This window comes from Pseudoalteromonas sp. NZS11_1 (genome assembly GCF_015864275.1).
GTDB lineage: Bacteria > Pseudomonadota > Gammaproteobacteria > Enterobacterales > Alteromonadaceae > Pseudoalteromonas > Pseudoalteromonas arctica.
In genome coordinates this window covers 200,094-220,461 of sequence record NZ_JADYXK010000001.1, presented here as the reverse complement: position 1 = coordinate 220,461, position 20,368 = coordinate 200,094, and the positions used below count along the sequence as shown (strand labels likewise).

At 37.2% G+C, this 20,368-nt stretch carries 11 protein-coding genes and 1 pseudogene; 2 read left to right on the top strand and 10 right to left on the bottom strand.

Annotation, left to right across the window (positions count from 1 at the left end; translation table 11 throughout):
- Nucleotides 1-88: 88 nt before the first annotated feature.
- The 8 genes and pseudogenes from I6F44_RS00840 to I6F44_RS19570 form a co-directional block, all read right to left on the bottom strand.
- Nucleotides 89-1,678 (bottom strand): hypothetical protein, encoded by a 1,590-nt coding sequence (locus I6F44_RS00840; RefSeq protein WP_197173135.1) that lies wholly within the window; start codon nucleotides 1,676-1,678, stop codon nucleotides 89-91.
- Between the two features lie 1,058 nt (nucleotides 1,679-2,736).
- Nucleotides 2,737-4,917, bottom strand: coding sequence for a YjbH domain-containing protein (locus I6F44_RS00835; RefSeq protein ID WP_197173134.1), 2,181 nt, complete (start codon nucleotides 4,915-4,917; stop codon nucleotides 2,737-2,739).
- 876 nt (nucleotides 4,918-5,793) lie between these two features.
- A complete protein-coding gene (locus I6F44_RS00830) occupies nucleotides 5,794-6,165 on the bottom strand; it encodes a hypothetical protein (protein WP_197173133.1) in 372 nt (123 codons plus the stop codon).
- A gap of 205 nt (nucleotides 6,166-6,370) precedes the next feature.
- The gene (locus tag I6F44_RS00825) at nucleotides 6,371-6,748 is read right to left on the bottom strand and encodes a hypothetical protein (protein WP_197173132.1); all 378 of its coding nucleotides are present in this window, start codon (nucleotides 6,746-6,748) and stop codon (nucleotides 6,371-6,373) included.
- A 175-nt stretch (nucleotides 6,749-6,923) separates the two neighbouring features.
- Nucleotides 6,924-9,881 (bottom strand): immunoglobulin-like domain-containing protein, encoded by a 2,958-nt coding sequence (locus I6F44_RS00820; RefSeq protein WP_197173131.1) that lies wholly within the window; start codon nucleotides 9,879-9,881, stop codon nucleotides 6,924-6,926.
- A 1,452-nt stretch (nucleotides 9,882-11,333) separates the two neighbouring features.
- Nucleotides 11,334-13,613: a bifunctional diguanylate cyclase/phosphodiesterase gene (locus I6F44_RS19715; protein WP_121953648.1), complete on the bottom strand. Its 2,280-nt coding sequence runs from the start codon at nucleotides 13,611-13,613 to the stop codon at nucleotides 11,334-11,336.
- Nucleotides 13,614-13,835: 222 nt separating this feature from the next.
- Complete coding sequence (locus I6F44_RS19675) at nucleotides 13,836-13,970, bottom strand: hypothetical protein (RefSeq protein ID WP_257983176.1); 135 nt, start codon at nucleotides 13,968-13,970, stop codon at nucleotides 13,836-13,838.
- 285 nt (nucleotides 13,971-14,255) lie between these two features.
- Nucleotides 14,256-14,635, bottom strand: a pseudogene (locus tag I6F44_RS19570) (transposase); the annotation flags it as partial.
- A 552-nt stretch (nucleotides 14,636-15,187) separates the two neighbouring features.
- Here I6F44_RS19570 and I6F44_RS00805 point away from each other — a divergent pair.
- Together I6F44_RS00805 and I6F44_RS00800 are read left to right on the top strand one after the other, a co-directional pair.
- Nucleotides 15,188-16,387: an RDD family protein gene (locus I6F44_RS00805; RefSeq protein ID WP_121953647.1), complete on the top strand. Its 1,200-nt coding sequence runs from the start codon at nucleotides 15,188-15,190 to the stop codon at nucleotides 16,385-16,387.
- 4 nt (nucleotides 16,388-16,391) lie between these two features.
- Nucleotides 16,392-17,663 (top strand): PrsW family intramembrane metalloprotease, encoded by a 1,272-nt coding sequence (locus I6F44_RS00800; protein WP_197173130.1) that lies wholly within the window; start codon nucleotides 16,392-16,394, stop codon nucleotides 17,661-17,663.
- A gap of 124 nt (nucleotides 17,664-17,787) precedes the next feature.
- On the opposite strand, the gene I6F44_RS00795 is transcribed toward I6F44_RS00800, so the two are convergent.
- Entirely contained in the window at nucleotides 17,788-19,200 is a 1,413-nt protein-coding gene (locus tag I6F44_RS00795) for a hypothetical protein (RefSeq protein WP_197173129.1), read from the bottom strand.
- Nucleotides 19,200-20,303 (bottom strand): hypothetical protein, encoded by a 1,104-nt coding sequence (locus tag I6F44_RS00790; RefSeq protein WP_121953644.1) that lies wholly within the window; start codon nucleotides 20,301-20,303, stop codon nucleotides 19,200-19,202. Before I6F44_RS00790 ends, I6F44_RS00795 begins: the two co-directional genes overlap by 1 nt.
- Between the last annotated feature and the right edge of the window lie 65 nt (nucleotides 20,304-20,368).

The window sequence follows — 20,368 nt, the reverse complement described above, 5'->3', positions numbered from 1 at the left end:
ATGAGTAAAGAAGCGTAAAATTAATGCAAAAAAAAAGCCGCATAAAATGCGGCTTTCATCAGGGTATTAACCCGATATTACTAACAAATTAGTTCCCACCAGTAGCGCCAGTAGCGCCAGTCGTAGTATCACAAGTTAATGCTTCAGTTTGTGGCTCATCAGTGCCATCAGCAGTGATAGTGTACGTTTTAGTACCAATAGCCGCTAAAGTACCTTGGAATTTAACTGATACTTCGTAGCTTGCACCTTCGATTAAATCGGTAAGTGCATAACTTCCGTCAGCGCCTTTAGCTACTCGCTTAGCTTTACCTGTACGACCATATTTAACTAGAGCACCAGAACCTGGAGTTGTTAAAGCTGTATCATTGCTACACTGAGCGGTTAAAGCTAACGCTTCAGAAACATAGCTAATATCTGCTGGTGCAGTAAGCGCAACGTTCACATCGCCACATAAAGCAACTTCGCCAGTTGATGCAAACCATGAGTTACCATCACTATCTTTTACAGCTACACTAGCACTTGCGTCGTCAGCAAGGCCATAAGCAGCAACTTTAGCTGCTGAAATTGTGTAGTTTTCTTTAACAGTTAAACCACCAAAGCTGAAATCTGAAGAACTAGCAGATAATTTTAAACCTGCAGCTGGGATAGCATCGCCAGTAAATAAGAAACGCACTGGTGAAGCACATACAGCTGATTCAGTTGTTGCAGCAAAGAATGTTAAATGGTCAGTCATGAAGCTAGCATTGTAGTAACTGCTATCTGCAGATAAATCACCGATTGTTACGTCTTGAGTCTCTGACGTCCAAACACCCGTTTCTTCGTTTTGTGAAGAAAGGCTAAGCGTCTCACCTGTAGCAAAACCTTTATCTGCAGGTACTGCCATGTTTACTGTGATTGGGCTTGAGAACTTCTTAATCGAAGTACCTGTCTCATCAGACATGTTAACACTTGCTACTGCAACTGCTTTTTTAACAACTGTAGTACTGCCAGCATTTAAGCCTTCAGGTGTAATTAAAGCGCCTGCAGTTCCACTTGTATCAGCAGCTGTAAGTGCAATTTTAACAGTACTACCAGTAATTACATTACCATCAGCATCTTGAAAAGTAGTACCCGCTGGTACATTAACTGATGCAGCTGCTTTACCTTGTGCTACTGCAGCTGTAACTACTTCAGCTGAGCTACCACCAGATACTGTAACGTCTGTAGATTCAGCGGCAACGCCATCAGCAGTTAACGATGTTAAGCCTAGTTGCACTTCAACTGAATCATCACCTAAATCGCTAAGGTCAATAATAAACGTTTTTGTTGCATAACCGTCAGCCACTACAACTGCAGTTACTTGAGTAATACTAGCACCATCTTTAAGCTGGAAAGTAAAGCTACCATCTTCAGAGTCAATAGAAGATGTAACGTTACCATCAACATCTACTACATTAGTAGATGCAGTACCACTTTCAAAAAATGATACTTTAGCTGCAACAACGTCAAATGAAGTGCCATCTACAACGTTACCAGCCACAACACCCGAAAGCTCGATAGGCGCTTCTGGTGCAACAACTACAGCAACTGGTTCTTCAACCGGCGGTACTGGATCGTTGTTATCATTGTCGCTACAACCACTTAATACAAGTGCTGACGCAACTGATAAAGCTAGTAGAGTTTTTTTGTTAGTAAACATAGGGAGTCCTTTTTTTCCATTTCAATAAACATTTTAAGTAGATAACACATACCTACTAGATAAAGTGTAACAGCTCAATTATAACGCACAAACACAAGGTTAAATTATAACCAACACATGTGCATTTAAACAATACATTATTAATATATTATTAAAGTTTTACATAAATTTCATTGCAGTAAAATATAAGTAAAATAGCAGTGTTACGCTTATGAAAATCTTAATTTCAAATATAAGGAGCAACGCTACAATCCAGTACTTTATGCTTTGATTAAACACCTTTAATAAAGCTATACCAAAAAATTGGTTTTAGTTAACGGTAATATAACATTAATTCGGAAACTTAGTTAGCACATAATATGCACACCAAGAATAAATATAAGTCAAAAATGAATTTATGCTACATAACTCTCTAAAAATATAAAAAAGAAAGTAGCGACGCTATACGCTTATCATTTAACGATGAAGTTTTAACTTGAAACTTCATCGTTCAACCACACTAAAAAGCAACGCGTGAACACTCTTTGAAAACTGCTCAATAGGAGCCGGTTAAAAAATCAAATCAGCCTTTCATTATTCTAAAGCCCTGCAACTACCTATCTTTATTGCTGAAACAATTACTATTAAAAAGATTAAGATTTTGTCTAGACGCGGATAAGTCGTTTATTTTTGCCTAAACACTAAAAAGAGTAGCTACTCCCCCTTAAACTCTTAATTTTCCTGCGTTGCGCGCATGATCGTTAATATTTACGTGTAGTTTGAAGCTAAAAAATTGTATCAAAATAACTTCCAATTGTTTTTTAAGCGACCCATCCTCAAACAATATCTGTGATCACCTTGATTACACGCTCATTTATTCTGTATTTAATAAGGGTTTATTGGCTATTTTCACATTTAAAGAGATAGCTTCTTATCTATTATTATCAATGTAATAACATTAACCTAACATTTTAAAAATAAATGCCTGCTGAATAAAACTTAATGTTAAATAATATGAACATTATAAAAAAGGCATATCATATAATATGCCTTAAAATCAAAAGGTTGAACGGTGAACTTTATTTATATTCTAAATAAACTTCTTTAAGTCTCGATAAGTTACCATAAACATAATCACTAGACATACGGCCTTGGTTTAAAAAGGTTTTATCTAAACTTACAGCACTACTAGGTGTATAACCTTGGTTGAAAACCAATCTATTATGTGACTCACCTATTTGTGTACTGATTGAGTGACGCCAAGCCTGTGTGCCCTTAATTTGTCCATAAGAACTTACATTCATATCTTTACGTGGTGTTAAAGGAATACTGATCGCGACACCCGCTTTACGGGTAGCAGTATCTTCTGCGAATATTGATATATAACTGTCGCCAAACCAAAAACGACTTTCAACTTTTACACCTGTATCTTTACTCCAGAACTCCCCAGCTGTTGCATGCAATGTTATATCTTGCTCAACCCAGTTATATTGATAAGAAAGCGTTTTATAGTCACGATTACCATTATAATTTTGATATTCAAAGTAGCCTAAATTGGCTGTTACTTTATGACGTCCAGCCTCACTTAACCAAGCTGTTTCATTCGTGATAGCAGTGTAGTCATACGTTTCTTTAAAATAACCAATTTGTGTTTGGTTATAAAAACCAAATGGTAATTCGAATGTTTGATAAAACAACGCACGATCAAACCCTGTTGGCTCACGTAAACGTCTAAATGACCCATCCTTTTCGAAATCATCACTATTCGCTACATGTACTTGACCACCTACTAGCACACCAGCACCTTGCCATAGTGGCACTTCAACATCAGCACGTATTGCAAGCGAAAAGTCGTATACACCAAGCTCACTCGCATAGCTATTTGTTAAGGCAGGTCCAAAAGTAACGCGCGGTTTAAAGTAGGGACTATTAGCACGAGTTAAACCTACCCAAGTAAGTGCTTTAGGCATAGGTTGAGGGGATTTAGTAATATTTAAATCAGGCGTGGTATTACCGTTGATAAACTCACGATAGTTACTCACTAAACCTGTGACACTCATAAGCGGGATATCGTACTTAGAAAGTACAACATTAAACTGTGCATTACTTGGAGTAACATACTCAGCGATTCGCCCGAGTACTAAGCCAAGCGCATCAATATCATTACGATTAAATATCGAGTTTTCGAACTTAACAACTATTTGGTTTTGCTTGTTATAGCCTACAAGTAAATTTTCAAAACCATCATTAGCTAATTCAGCTTTAAGTGCAGCCACTTGGACATTAATACGCTTTGAAGTGTGACTTTTAGTAGATGAATGACTACTCGCATTGCTCTTTTGAGACGTTTCTATATAGCTAATATTTGGCTCTGAAGCACTTGTATAAGACGCCTGTTGATCACCCCCATCCGCTGTTGAGCGATTTATAATTAGGGGTGCCTGCTCTGGTGATGCGTTAACATTTACAGTATTGCTCTTTATATAAGCGGCAGGAGCCGCTTTAGTTAAGTTTTGATCAACACTACTCGTAAAAGGTAGACTAAAGTTAATACCCCAATATGTGCTTTCTTCATCAAAATCACTATTACTGTAGAAACGGCTTGTTAATGTAAGTGTACCTACATCGTATAGCCACTCTTTAGGCACGGTAATACGCGCGGCTGCATTTTCAGCCTCGCCATCATGCTCTGCTTGCAAAGTGAACCAATCAAATAATTGCCACTCAATACCCGCAAAAGCCCCATCCATCTCACCAGTTAAGCGATCACTTTTAGCCATGCCCGCGCTAAATCTAAAATCGCCGACTTCTTTAGAGGCAACCACATAGTACGTTTCATAATTGTTAGCAGCACCACCAATATCTTTACCGCCGACTGCTACGCTAAACCAATTTTTTGGAATGTATGGCAGTTGATACTTCGCATTAAATGATAAATCTCGTAGCTGGCCTGCACCCTCTTTATAAAAGAGGTTGTCATTCATTGATTCTGTTGCGATCAAGCCACTCACTTCAAAGTTTTGAAATAATCCACCTGAAAAAACAAAGTTATGACCATCAATATATTTTGTACCACGTAAATCAAGCTGGTTATTATGGCCTATATCAACCATGCCTGTACGAAGTACCTCAGCGGTAGGTGTGTTGATCAACCCAGTATAACCAGTAAATGACTGAAAGTTATTTAGTTCATCGGCTGCAAAGGCTGGTAAACAAAGTGTTGCCAAACCACCTACAAATAAAGGTTTAATCCGGTGCATAATACAGGTCCATTTATTAAAATTTAAACATTTAAGAATTAACGCTAATATAACATACCCATAACTCAAAGCTGTAAATTTACGCTATCATTGTATGAGTTTAATTTCTAACTAAGTATCAAACGTCGACAGTGAGCGGCTCTTCGACATCGTTTCGCTCTGATCACCGCGGTTTCTGGGCAGTATTTGAAAGTTCCACTTAACCATGCATCCACTTACACATGGTTCGACACGCTTCCAATATTGCTCTCAATAAGAGACACGTAGATCAACAAAAAAATAAGCCTAAATACTATTATAGAGTGAGCAATTTCATCACGAATAATCAATCGTGTTTAGCGCCAATAGTGACAAGCTCATACCCACGTGAGCGCGCCTTGTCAATTAACCATCAATTGTGCACATTCTCTAAATTTGAGTATACTTAATTATAATGATAATTTAGGAGTGGGCTTATGAACCTAATACAAATTGCGACGCTATGCGTTTTAATTTTATCAGTAATCGTTCTCGTCAGCGGGTTATACATTTTATACAGGACCACGGTCAAAGCACAGAATTAACTGTGTAACATTGAAGTCAGTGCGCTATTTCATACTATTGTCCTGATTGTTCGGCACCGGGTGTAAAGTCGCATACGGCTTTACTGGTAAAGTTTTCACCTTGGTGTTGTTGTATTCGCGCTGCTGTAAAATGTCATGCTCTTTGGGTATTTAAGCCTATCTATTAGTAAGTTTACTCGTTGGTTTTAGCGCGAAAATTTCTTTATGTAAGCGAGATAGCAAGCGATGAGAGATAGTCTTCGGCGTTCTAGATGCTCACCACGTATTAAGACGCAGATATCTCATACCTCAAAATAAAAGTATACTTTTTACCTTATCGTCTTTCCCTATACATATCATTTAGCTTTCTTTCTTCGATAACCCAGCCGTAAAAAAAATGAGATTTATTGTTGTGTAAAGTCACTTTTAAGTACGTAATTCCGATGTTTTTTTTAAGTTCTATACTTTGGATATCATCTTTGTGTATATATTTTTTCATTCCAGCACGAGAATGAATTATACCTAACCTAGAAATATCTAACGTCCCTGATTTAAGTAGATATATAAAACACAAAATAATGACTGGGGTAATTTTAAATGCTATCGAAAAACTTTCAATTTTTAATATAAAAAACGATATTACAGAGATTATTGAAAGTACAAAAGTATGTATCTTATAGTTTTTTTTAGTTTCTATAGAAGCCATGAAGGTATTCTTTTATTTATTTTTAGAGCATTCTAATGAATTAACTAAATAAAACCTTCTGATAACCTTCTGAATTCAAGTGATTGATAAATAGAGATTTAAACTATAACACCTATTAGCTTTTCAATTATTTAGCTAGTTGGTATAGTCGCGCGTAATTAGACGACATATTCCCTTGATACCAAAGGAATCACACGAGTAAATTTCAAACCCTATGCAGCGTTTCATCACTCACTAAAGGGACGTTTATATAGCGTGCGATTAAAGTTGCGATTGTTTTCATTTGCGCGCTATTAGCTCCTTCGACAAGTAGATAGCGTGCTCCTTGGTTAGTTAAAATCCTTATTTCACCACTTTGAAATGGCTCGTCCTGACTTTTTGCATTTACAATTTTTTTTAATAACTCTACTTTGACGATCTCTTTAAAAGGGATTGTCTTCTCTAAACCCATTAATTTTTTTTCAGACAGTATGAATCTGTATTCTTTACTGCTTTTTTTAACTAACCTTCCTAAACCAATTAATGTGCCCCCCCCTATAAATAAAGCAAATGCAGCAAAAACATCAGCAACGGCAAAAAGCATATATATACTGGCAATTAGAATAACCGCCCCAAAAAATAAACAACCGATATAAGCTAGTTTATTTGATTTTGACGCTTTGAGTATTAAGTGTACACCTGACTCATGCGCTGAGTGTGTAACATGAAGTGTTCCACCCGTATTAAGGGGCTCTAATGAGCCCCTTTGGGTAGACTTATTAGTATCCAAGTCCACCAATTGTTTCTCCTACTGTATTATTTTGAATAGAGCGAACCTCTGGCATATTCGTCGGTGCCTGCTCTTTACTTGAAACGAATCGTATCACTGCATCACACCCAGTCACTAATGTCTGGTTCATTGCAACATCGCCTGTATCACCGGTAGATAAATCGACTATAAACTCATCTTTTCTGAGGCTATTTGTATTATCAAAAGACCAGTTTATTTCACCGTTAAGGTTACCTGAAGTATCTGTGTACACACCAAACAAACTATAGTTCATTTGTGCGCCACCGTAATCTTGAGCTTCACCAAATACAAAAACCTCTGACGTTAAGTTTTGGTCTAAATCAAACTGCTCCTCAACAACATACTCTCTGCCAGTACAAGCAATATACATGCTCCATTCAGACTCTTCTTTCGTGTTTGTTGTTGCACAAGATGATTGTGACAGCTCAGAGCTATTTCCTCGCGCATCAAAAGCAGCTATTGAATAACAATATTCAGTATCAGGTGATAATTGAAGAATAGTCGCAGTCGACTCTACTGACACTTCCTTAGCATAAGGCGTATTACTATCATATGCATAGACTGTATACCCTTCAACGCCTGTATCATCAGTTGCCCCACTCCAGGTTAATTTAATCGCTGTAGATGACAGTGGCTCTGCTGATAACTGCGTTGGCGCGGTTGGAGCAGTGACATCTGGCGCTTCAACAATAGCGCATACTTCACTAGACGCTGGTGATTCATTGCCTAAATCATCTTCTGCAATAATAAAATAACAATGTTGTGTGTCAGCAGTCACATTTGAATCTTCGTATTGTGATTCATAAATGCCATTTTCTAAAAACACGCTATCTTTATAAATTTTATAACTGATATCAGCATCACTATCAATGAAGTCCCAATCAACTATAAAGCTTTCATTTCCTGTTGTCGTAACCGTTAATTCCGTTGGCGCACTCAGCACCGAGGCCCCACATGAGCGGCTGAGGCTATCTATCTGTTTTTTAAACTTAAATAAACTCGATGTGTAATCAAACCTTTTTGTGATCAGTCTAAAAGAACCTTTAAAGCTTATATCTAGTTCAAGAAAAGTATTAACATCAAAAACACAGTTATTATTATTTACTAATGGGATTGCTTCGATGCCTAGCTTTAATGAGTTTCCAACACCAGGCCCTGCAATACCATATAAGCGACTAAAGTAGGCAATCTCTGGGCCTGCTTTCGCCTCTGCTTTAAACTCAACAGTGGTAAATGGATCATTTGCATCCACATTAAAGTCAAGCCCTTTGATCCCTTCAAACCCTTTACTTTCTGTATATTGTGCCCCAGCGACGATGTCCAATTTAGCCACTAAACGCGGTTTTATTGTTACGCCAACGGATGCATCAGCAACCAAAGACAATTGCACTTCAGGCTGAATGACAATAATACCTAGTGTAATAGGTGCGAATCTGATTGGCAGTGTCACATTCTTTTTCAAGGCGGCAACACTAACAGGTCCACCAATATCTAAGCCGAGCTCACTGTCCACATCAATGTGTGCTACGCTTCTAAAGTGGCTTATAGTCGCTGGAAAGTCTATTTTTAATGAGAAGTCAGGATTTACAGTTAACTTTATTGCACCTGTAGCACTGATTTGATCATTCTTAGTACCTATATCACCGTCGGCATCATGAAGTATGAGGTTTGTAACCACGAATTCAATAGGAGTCGCACTCGCTACTTGGTTTTGTGCTTGCGGTGACTGTTGTGTTGTCAGTACTTTCATTCCTTGCGGTAACGATGACTGCTGCACATTTTCAGCTGTTAATGCTTGTTGATAAACAATTGCACCTTCTGTGATTAATTGATCTAGCGTCGCTTCTTCTGTTTTTATGACCCTTAGTGAGCCTTGATTACCCAATACTTCAACAACTCTTTTTAAGAAGAAGTTCTCTAACCCATCCCCTTCATCTATTCCGTTTGATACAAGAATACTACCAATAACCACTTTACTTAAATCAGTACTCCCATCAAACGTAATAACACCTGTTGTTTCATTGTAATCTCTAATTGATGATTTTTGCTGTTCATCAAGTACAACCACGTTATCAGCTAAGGTTAAATCTACACCTGATTCATTTGGAGAGAAGGTTAAAGATAGAGAAACGTCGCCTTGCGGTGTTAGTTGACAGACATTAGCATCTTGCGCAGTTTCACATCCACGCCAGCTTAAAAACTGCCAATCATTCGTTGGGGTTGCTTTTAGTGATAGTGCAGTCCCTAGCTCAACATCAACTGAACAAATATTACTACTTGAGCAGATTAAGGGACTCGCATTGTCTAATAGCTCAACTATGCCATCGCCAAACGAATCTATCGTTACTGTGATTTTCGAAGGTGAAACTGTTACTTGTTTTTCAGTTGTTGCGGTATTGTTAGAACTATCAGTGGCTGAATATACAATTGTATAATTACCAGGCTGTGTCAAATCAATGCTATTTGAAATTATGACTTCAACTTCATCATCGTAATTATCGACAGCCTGTGCACCATATTCGCGGTACTCTGTTCCTTGCTCAAGCGTAAGCGGTTCTGAGTTTAATAGAGTTATAACTGGGGCTGTTGTATCAACGACTATAACCGTTCTTATTACTTCAGCGCTATTTCCCGCTTTATCTGTTGCTGAATAGGTAATGGTATAGCTACCAAGAACATTACTATCAACATTACTATCAATGGATACTGATACGTCGTCATCAGTGTCATCTGATACAGAATAACCTGGCTCAACAAAGTCTGTATTCACTTCAACTTCAATTTCAGCACCATTTGTAAGTGTAATAATAGGGGACGTGGTATCTTGGACGGTATCTACTTTGGTGGCTGGTTTATCATCCGAACCTCCACAACCTGCCAATGCTAAACTACACAATGGCAATATAAGTAACTGCTTCAACTTCATACATATCTTCCTTTATATGAACGCAAGAAAGTCGTAATTTGAAAATAATTATTCAAAAACCTTCAACTAACGCAGTCCCTTGCATTCAGTTAACATTAAGCTGCAATATTAATTTATAAAACTTAACAAATCAATGCTATCCACTTGTTATTACTAACTTAAACGCTAATAGATTAGAGAGTACAATAGAAAAAGTGCTAACACATTGACAAAAATAGTTTGTTTTTTTCACATATTAGACGCTAATTTATATAACTATAATTTGGTTATTTGGGTAAGACTCACAAGGTTTTTATCCGTATCAACGTCAATTATTACATCGTTAAATAGGATGTAATATGACAAAAAGCCGCTCATAGCTCCCCTTCACATACTTGATTTAAAATACGTTGAGCAGTAAATTTAATTAATATATTTCTCTCGATACACTTATTAATACTATTTTTAAGTTGATTACTGCTTAACGAAACGTTTTTAACAGTCAATAGAATACGACCAGTGTTTTGAGTAGTCATGGAATGGATAAAAATACCAATGCGCCCTCCCCACTTAAAAAAATTTTAATTAATATCACACCCTGAATATTTATCTAATTACTATAGTGATTTGCTTTGCTCTCAAAAAACGCCACTACTCATTGAGCTAACGGCAAACGAAATACACCAACAGCCTAAGTAACTTAGCCGAAAATTATAGCGACAATAACCAGTTAACAGCAGTCATTGAACTTAGTGAAAAGTAATTAACTATTAGGACTGAATTATATAAAGCTAACCACGCTTCTAGCTTACAAGGATACATAAATGCGTATGACGGACAAGCTCAATGATCGCATGATGAGGGTGAAACATGATTTGAAGGTGCGCCTGCACAGTCATTCATAGCCAAAGGAGAGTAAGCGCTTATTTGGGTCGATTTAGATTCAGTACACCAACGGAGATAGCGGGTGAGCAGGCATGGTCAGAAGCTCGTTACTATGCGCGTCCAGTATCCCAAAGGCCAGTGATGGAGCAGATACGTGCACCTCATCTCGTTGAAGTGGGCACGACTATATATGCGAAGGACAAGTGTTAAACCTCAACGGTCGCGTAGATTTACNAATGGCCAAATGAAAACGACGTCTCGTTTCAATACACGCCTACTGAAAGTGATCTTGACAACAACAACAACAACAACAACAACAACAACAACAACAACCGGTTGAAGTTTGTGTTAAAGGCGTGGATAGATAGTTACAAAGAGGCTACTTATCGTGAAACTCAACGCGACTGGATCGTTTAATTAGTAGTGGTCTCATAAAAAATCACGAGGAAATCCCTTGATCTTTACGACGTGAGATTAATACCAAAAAATCGATATTGAGCGTATTTATTAATGTTGTTATGGGGTGAGCCAGGTCTTCAGCCATATCCCTTATCAGTAAAGAACTACACGAATGATTCGTGTAGTTCTTTACTGTGAATTGTAAGATAATTGATTGGATACCTCTTTACTCTCGGAAGTATATTCATACAAATCGACTAATAATAACGGTTTCGAATAATGGAAGCCCTGAAATAAATCGCAACCATACTCTATAAGACACTGTTTCTGTTCAACAGTTTCGATGCCCTCTGCAAGTAACGTCAAGTTTAGATTTTTACCAATTGAAATAATATTTTGCACCATTTTCAACGATTGAACATCATGCATAATATCATCCACAAAGCTCTTATCAATTTTCAACTCGTCTATGGGTAATGTGCGAAGCAAATTTAAAGACGAATAACCCGTACCAAAATCATCAAGTGAAATACAAATGCCTTCATCACGAAGCTGGTTAAGTATCGGGAGCACTTTATTAATATCATCGATAAAAAGACTTTCAGTGATCTCAATAGTAATTCGCTTTGGGTCAATATTGTGGCGGTTAATGGACTGTTTAAGCATCGTAATAAAATCAATGTGGGAAAATTGTTGAGCCGAAATATTGATTGCTATTTGAAAAGTTAAATTTAAGCTTTTTTGCAATGCACTCATTTCTTTCAATGTCGTTTCAATAATATAGTTACCAATTTTTGGCATTAGGCCACAATATTCAGCAATGGCGATAAATTTATCAGGGGGTACAAAGCCCAACTTCTCATCTTCCCATCTTACGAGAGCTTCAACGCCGTATAGGGTGTTATTTACATCTACTTGCGGTTGATACACCATGTAAAAGCACTCAAGCTCAGCAGCTACACGTAAGCGCTCTTCTATTTCCAAACGACCCATGTAAGTTTGCGCCATGCTGAAAGTGAAGACATTAAACGTATTCCCTTCTTTTTTTGAGTTATACATCGCAATATTTGCAGAACGTAAAAGCAGCGTTAATGTTTTTCCATGCTCGGGTGCTTTAGCAATGCCTAAGCTACAGCCAAGACGCAACTCACTTTCCCCAATCTTAAAGGGTAACGCTATTGCCTTAATGATGATTGATGCTTTACGGTGCAGCTCGGACGTATGTGTAACGCTCGTTAAAATGATAAATTCATCACCGGCATAGCGAATAAGGAGTTCATTAGTGCATTCTAACTTTTTGAGTCGAGCCGTTACCTCTTGTAGAACGCGATCGCCCGACAAGTTGCCATATCTATCGTTGATTAATTTAAAGTGGTCGACATTAATTAAAATCATCGCAAATGGTTTCTGACTTGTCTTGAACCAGTCACTCATGTGTTTTGTGAAGTATTGTCGATTAGGCAGTGTCGTTAATTCGTCATGGTGAGCTTGGTAGAAAAAGTCATTGTCTCTTTGTCGTTGTTTAGCGGCCATTAAACGAATAATGTAAAGTGCGGCTAAATTAATGAAGATAAAAAGTGAAAACTGAATTAAAAAAGGCGTAATTAAGAGGGATATAATGTCACTTTTAAATATTATGGACTTGATCCATAAACCATAGGTATCAAGCCGAGCGATAACAACTTGAGCACGCTTGTTGTAAAAAAGATACGGTTCAAAAGACTCTTTCTTGTATGGGTATTGGCTAACAACAGCATCCACTAGCGGAACGGATTTTCCTATTTTCTCAGAAAAAACGAATGGCTTATTTGTGTAAGCACTGGGGTAATCAAAGTGGGAAGAAATGAATTGGCGATAACCATCATCGCGTAACACAGTCAGCGTATTATAGGCGGCATAATGCTGATGGTTGTTAAACAGCCTTGCATCCGTAACTCTAAGCCCGATGGCAATCATAGCGACAGGCTCACCGGACTCTGACCGTAATGTTTTACGTAAGGGGATAATAAGCTGCCCATCTACACGATACGTGCGCCCAAGCACCATATGGTCACTATTTAAAGCGTTTAAAAAGCTATCGCGTGTTTCGTCATAATCCAATAAATTAAAGCGAGGGTCTATCTCAATGTGCGGTCTCACTAATTGAGGTTCACCTTTCAGATTTGAAATTCCCACCATAGCTATATCAGGATTCGCGTTAAGAAGTTCCTCAAATTTAGCTCCAATTTTTTCGCTATCAATAAGCCCATGGCCATTAACAATAGACTGCTCAAGTAACAACATCATTATTTCTTGCGAACTAAGTAACGAGTCCACACTACTTGCAAACCTAGTTACGGTGGATAATTGCCGTTCAGCATGAATATTTTTTAAATTATTCCACTGAGACCAAATAGCAGCAGAAAAAATGAGAGAAGTCGCCCCGAATATAAATAAGAACCCGATGGGTAAGCGTTTAATTATTGTCACTATGGTTCCTCAAGAACTCTAAATACAGTGGAAATACAGACTTAAAAGGCGCTAAAAATAAATAGTAATGATTTAAATTCGTGCGGAATATAGCACACCCCAACAAAATCACTCCATAAGTGGTACAAGCTACACGATAATCCATGATTAAGTATCAATTATAGACATGTAACTACCTGTAAATGAGCCCCCATAGTGTGGGGTTTAAAGGGCCGAGTGCCATTAGTAGCTTAAATGAAAAGTACGCGCGTATGGTTTTAAGTGGCTATTAGCTTTAGACACAGAGCCCACTTTAATTTGAAACTGCAAAACGCCGCGCTCGAGTAAATACGTTTCAATAAATGTAGCATGTGACATTCCAAGCTTAAAATTATAATTAGACGAGCCGGTATCATCACCAATTATTCCAAGTGGATTGTCTTGGCATTACCGCAGAGCTATAGGAAATTATCTTAACCAAATATTCTCAAGAGACACACTATATGCCTGATTATCTTATTGACGATCTAAAATAAGGCATTGTAGGCAGTATATTTATAAAATTAGGTATAAAGCACTTAAACTACATTATTTATCAAATTGTAACGCCGCTTTTTTTGTATTTTTATCAGACAGTTTAGGCGTATAGCGGTAACATGTTTAGCTGATCATAAACGCATGACAGGCTAATGATATACTCATTTTATTCGCGTAAATGACTTCGTGTGCAAAGTAGTTTTCGCTCAGAAACCTTTACCACTTTTTTTGCCATTGCTTCCTGAATAACCTCAGCTTTGAGACGCTCTTCAGCTTACATCTTTTTTAAACGTCGATTTTCATCTTCAAGCCCTTTCATTCGCGCCATTAATGAGGCGCCCATACCATCATATTTGGTGCGCCATTTATAAAATGGTTGAATTACTCATGCCATGTTCGCGACACAGCTCAGGAATAGGCACGCCGCTTTATGCTTGTTTTAAAATGGCAAGGATTTGGCTGTCCGTAAAATGTGCTTTTTCATAGTTTTCCCCGGTATTTACAATAAGAGAAAATTCTACATTTGGCTTCTATTATTTTTAGGGGGGATTACCTATGCACTATAAATTTTTATTTGAAATACACGGTAGGAATGTATACTATTTCTCGGTTAGTCAGTTGTAGTACTTATCAAATTGGACGATGAGTTGACATGGAAGTAAAACATATTCATTTCCCATTATCCCTATCCAATATGTACCCGCTGTTTTAAAAAGTATCAAACGCTAGAGCGTTATCAAATTTAAAGACACAACTAGCGCGCTATCACATTTGTTAACAGACCGGTTGTTATGCTTCGCCGTGCACGCCAATAAAGATAGGAACAAGTGAAATAAGCTTAACTCTGCTGTTTGAGTTTCATCTAAAACTAAATGCGATAAATAGCGCTCTACTATGATTGCTATTGATGCGAGAAAAGCAAACCACTTAAGAACTCAAGTGACTTCACCTTAGCGTAACTGTTGATTGAAGATACCCGTTTGTGAGCGCCTGTTCATAAGCCAAATAAAGCTAATAAAACTCTATTGCGAACTAAAATATTAAAGGGACTGAAATATATGATGAAGTGTGATGTTATCTACAGAGGGATCAGTAATAAAAATAATATCGCTAGCCTTGCAGGTGTAATTAAGCGTTGTTTCCCAGGCGCATCTAAAGCAGATGTCATCGGCTATTTAAAGCAAGATGATCTCGTTCTTTTTACGGATTTGGACGAAGAAAAAGCCAATAAAATTGAACAGGCTATTATAAAATTTGGGGGAAAAGTTGAGCTTCAATTTAAACATAATAATGAAGACCTTTTTAATCTTGAAGACATTGAAGAAGTAGATGACTTAGCCGCAGAGGAAGAAATTGAAACTGTTGCCGTCGTTGAAGACATTTCAACCATAGAAGCGGATGCAGCCCAAGAATCAGCCAATGAAAATGACACAATAAAAGTAGACACCTTTCTAATAGCAAAACCGTGGAAACGTGTCGCGGCCTTGTGCGTTGATCAACTAATAACGATGGTCTTTACGTTTATCATTACGTATTTGATACTGACCTTTTTTCCAGCCACACTTGAAAGCGTAAAATACCTTGGATTTGTGTTAAGTCTTGTTTATTTCACGCTGATGACTGGCAATTTATCAGGCGGAAAAACAATTGGTGCAAGGTTATTAAAAATAAAAGTAATAGATGAACACTCGGCTCCATTAAACTTACTTAACGCCTTCATAAGATCCATTGTATTCTTAGTCGGTTTCGCCTTTTTCTTGATATCAGCGATAAGCATTTTCTTCAACCCTAAGCGTCGAGGGTTCCATGATTTAATGTCGGGGGCTTATGTTGTTCAAGAGGAAACAAGTAGCTTTATTAGCTCTAATGCTTTTACTGTAAAAGCACAAAAAATGGCATTTGAGCAACTCAAAAGAGCGCAAACAATTGGTATGGTAAAACTACAAGAATCTGTAGTACAAATAAATTCATCAATACCTTATCTAGAGAATGCGGGCTACATTATTGAAGATCTTGAGATGGAAGTCGGTGTATCACCGAAGGTTAATGTCATTATTAAAATGAACAGTGAAACGACGCTATCAATGGAAGAACTAGAAGAGAAAGTTAAAGATAAACCTGTCGTGGCAATGTTAGTTCGCGCAATCAAAATGAGTGCTGATTTACAGAGAAAAGTTAACATCAGAAGTATGAAAAGCGTAGGTATGGAAATTAGTCTCGCCGTAACACCATCTGTAAAACTATTATTTACGAGATAGGTCGATGGCATATACTTATAAACTCGTTTTTAAAGGTGGTATTGCCCCTGATAAAAATCTAGAAAAAACTATTAATGAGTTTGCATCACTCTTTAATATTTCAGTCACTAAGGCTGAGCAATATTTTAATGGCAGGAGCTATGTATTAAAGAAGGATCTAACTCATGAAAAAGCCCAGTACATGTCTGAGACGATGTTAGAAGCAGGCATTATCTGCTATGTAATGGATAATGAGGATGCAAGTAATCGTTTTGCATCAAAAGGAGATGTAACAGCTAAAAAAACGTTGTTCAAAAACCGAGCGACATTAAGTCAGCATGTTACCTCCTTTGCGGGCACTAAAGATCTGGCGGACTTCAACATCAAACTACTTTTCTCTGATGTGTTTAAGAAAAGAAATGATGAAGAGCTTGAAGAGTATTATTCAGTTGGAACGGTGACAACAACACCTGATATCAATGAAATAACATCCGAATTCCCAAGACCTTGGTTATTTATTCGGCTTTTTGGATTGATGCTACTAACCTACTTTGGCTTTATTTACTCATTTGAATATTGGGAAAATATTAAACTATTGCCCGGCTTAATTTTTGTTGGCACGTTTGCAATGCCTTTAAGTGTACTCGTTTTCTTTTTCGAGACAAACGTGCCAAGGAATGTCTCATTAATAAAAGTGTTTAAACTCGTTCTACAAGGCGGGATACTGTCGCTTATTTTTTCTTTACTTATGTTCCAATTAACTTCTGACTTAAACTGGCTAGGCCCACCTGTTGCAGGTTTAGCTGAAGAGCCAGGGAAATTAATCGCACTTCTATTAATAGCAAATGCAGTCAGGTATCCCTATATTTTAAACGGTTTATTATTTGGAGCTGCTGTTGGGTGTGGTTTTGGTTCATTTGAAAGTGCTGGATATGCGTTTGAAATCCTTTTAAGTCAGAATTATACCTCAATGATAGACAATATTAATTTACGAGGAGTCTTGTCACCTTTTGGGCATATAATTTGGACCGGTATGATAGGCGCTGCATTATGGAAGGTTAAGGAGGGCAGACCGTTTATGGTAAGTATGTTATTTAATTATACTTTTGTGAGGGTTTTTCTAATAGCAACACTTTCACATATGTTATGGAATAGTGGAGACTGGCTCTTACCTTGGATCATTAAAGCGTCTTTTATTTCAGTCGTTGGTTGGATCGTTATATTTTCTTACATTAACGAAGGCGTATTAGAGCTGAAATTTTTAAAAAATAACACCGCGACTGAAGAAATACAGTGATCACCATCCACTAGCCGAAATTGAAGTAAACACATATGGGCTTGCCATAGTTTGCTAAACACCACTAAATTCAGAGCGGCCATATCGAACCGCCCACTATTTTATTTTAGTGGGCGTTGATGAATTAATCTCCGCTTTTTTTATCTTTACTCATACCAGTTAACATAGCTTTTTCATTCTTTACAGGTTGATTCTGTCTACTATCTAAATGACTATCTGGAGATTCTATAGCATCTCTATTATTTTTAGCATCTCTATCATCTTCAACTGATTCAGCCTCTAAACTTATCCCAGTGTTTTTAGTTAATACATCTAGATAACCCAAATTGTCATTACACATCTTTATCAATTTAACAATATCTGATAACTCCTTACCTTTGACAAAAAACATGCGCTTAGCTAACTCATCGACTTCTCTTTCCATAAAAGCTCGTCCCGCTGAGGAATAGTCGTTCACAACTTCAGGTTTTTTAGTATCTAAATAAGTTTTTATTGATTTTTCTGTCGGCAAAGAACCCAGCATTAAAGCCATTAATATAAACCCATCATTATTACTCTCTCTGCCACCATCAATTTTACTTCTAGATATCAGCAAACCAAGAAAAAGCCAAGCTGCATCCGCAATTTCGATAGGCTCTTTGCCGGATTCGCTATCCACTTGTTGAAAAGATGTTATGCGCATAAGGTCTTTATAAAAGTGTTCAAATAATAGCGTTGAGCGCAACTCCATTAATCCAATACCAAAGTTCCTCGTCCCTAAACTACCAATGACTTTTAGAATATTAAAAAAAACATTATCTTCCTCAACAATTGCTATAAGGTTTTTTCGTGTTTCTGTAGAGTTAAAATATTTCTTCGTGAAATCTTCATCTGAAAATACGATTGCCTTTTCAGTATATTCACTTGAAACAATCTGCAATACAGAGCGATAAACCGAATCCTTAAATGCTTCGTCAATCGTATCAATTAGTATTTCAAGTTTTTCCTCAAGTTTCGTCTGAAGTTTTTCCTGCTGTTGCCGATGACGTTGCTCGTTTACTTCCACCATGCCCTTATCTGTTCTATTTTTATCTATTGAGTTCATTAAGTGAGATACTTTACTCAATTTGTTTAAATCATTTAAATTTTTAGCATGAAGCAACACAGCTGCACACGCTCTTTTTGCATCCACAGTAGAACGCGTCAATTTTGAGTTAAGTTCAGACACACGTTCAACATGCTTACCTAAAAGGTTTACATGTTCTCTAATAGAGTCATTCTCTTGAATTTTTTTTGCGACCCCCGCTATACGGATCGCAACTAATGCCCCTGCAAAACCTAATGCCCATCCACCTAGCGCATCAAAAAGCCCTGTATTTTCCTGTGTTAAATAAGGCTTTACTAGAGAAGCGGGTAATAGTTCCCACTTAATTGTTAACCAAAAGAAAGCTAATGTAATAGTCCCAAAAAAAAGAGTCAGATATATCAACTCACCAACAGGGCTATAAATAGCTCGCTTAAATTGATACGACATACTATTTTCAGCTTTAGCGCTCATTATATTCCACCCATTTCAGTGGCCGCTTTATCCTGATTTTCTTCTAGAATCGCTTCAATTGCTCTTCTTTGTTCCTCACTTAATCCAATCATTTTTTCCTTGGTCTTGCTTATCCAGGCAGCACTCTCTCTCTTTTTATTATAATTTGTAATGAGTTTATTCAGTTTTTCTTCTGCAGCCTCGCTATCCGTCAACACTAAAGAAAAGAGCTCTTTGTAAGTTTCTTCTACAAACGACTGAATAAAAGTGACTATACGATGAATTTGAGTGATGTGTATTTCCCCTTTTTCAATAGGAATATCAATAGATATTCTTAATTCGCCATCGCTAGGGTCAAGTGACATTGCTAAAAATTTATATTCAAACTGATACCACGCTATAATCGAAGCAATAAAATGATATGATGCTTTACTAAAGTCAATCTTATATAGCCAAGGTGTGCTAAAACGCAATAAACTGTCATCAGAATAGCTGATAATAATGCGAAAATTAGGATAACTTTCTTCATTCATATAAACGCTTGTTTCAAAACCAAATATATATCGTTTATTTTCTTTATCATGTTTGTTCGCATAACCATGGTGTTCAAAATACTTGTCAAGAACCTCCACCACGGTTAGCTTTCCTGTCACAGGCCCTATAATACTATTCGCTGAAGAAGAGCTTGAATTCCCGAACTCCTCAAGTTCTTTGTGGGCTAATTTTATTGCATTGATGAGGGTTTTTTCTGCTTTTTGAATAAGTACTTCAAACTGAGAAGTAAAATCCTCATGAGGTGTTTCAACCGCACTATACACAGCAGCGAAACCATCAGAATCGATCATAAGAATAAAGTCAGAATCGCTCTCTTTATTACGAATATCGCTTTCATTTTTAAGTTCTAAATACCTGTGAGCTAAATTTTTTAATATTTCATCATCATATACATGAAAAAGTAAGTGCGCTTTTTCCTCATTGCCATGTACAGCGATTGATAAAGGAAGGGTCCCTTCACTTTCAACTCGAGTAATAGTGCAAGGTGCTTCTTCAGACGTCACACTCCACGTATCATGTTGCTCTGCGATATGAACTAATAGGCTTGAATAGATTTCGATTAAACTCATAAATGATTCCCTTCAAAGAAATAAGAAATGTCGACTAATGACAAAAAATTAATATTTATAAATCG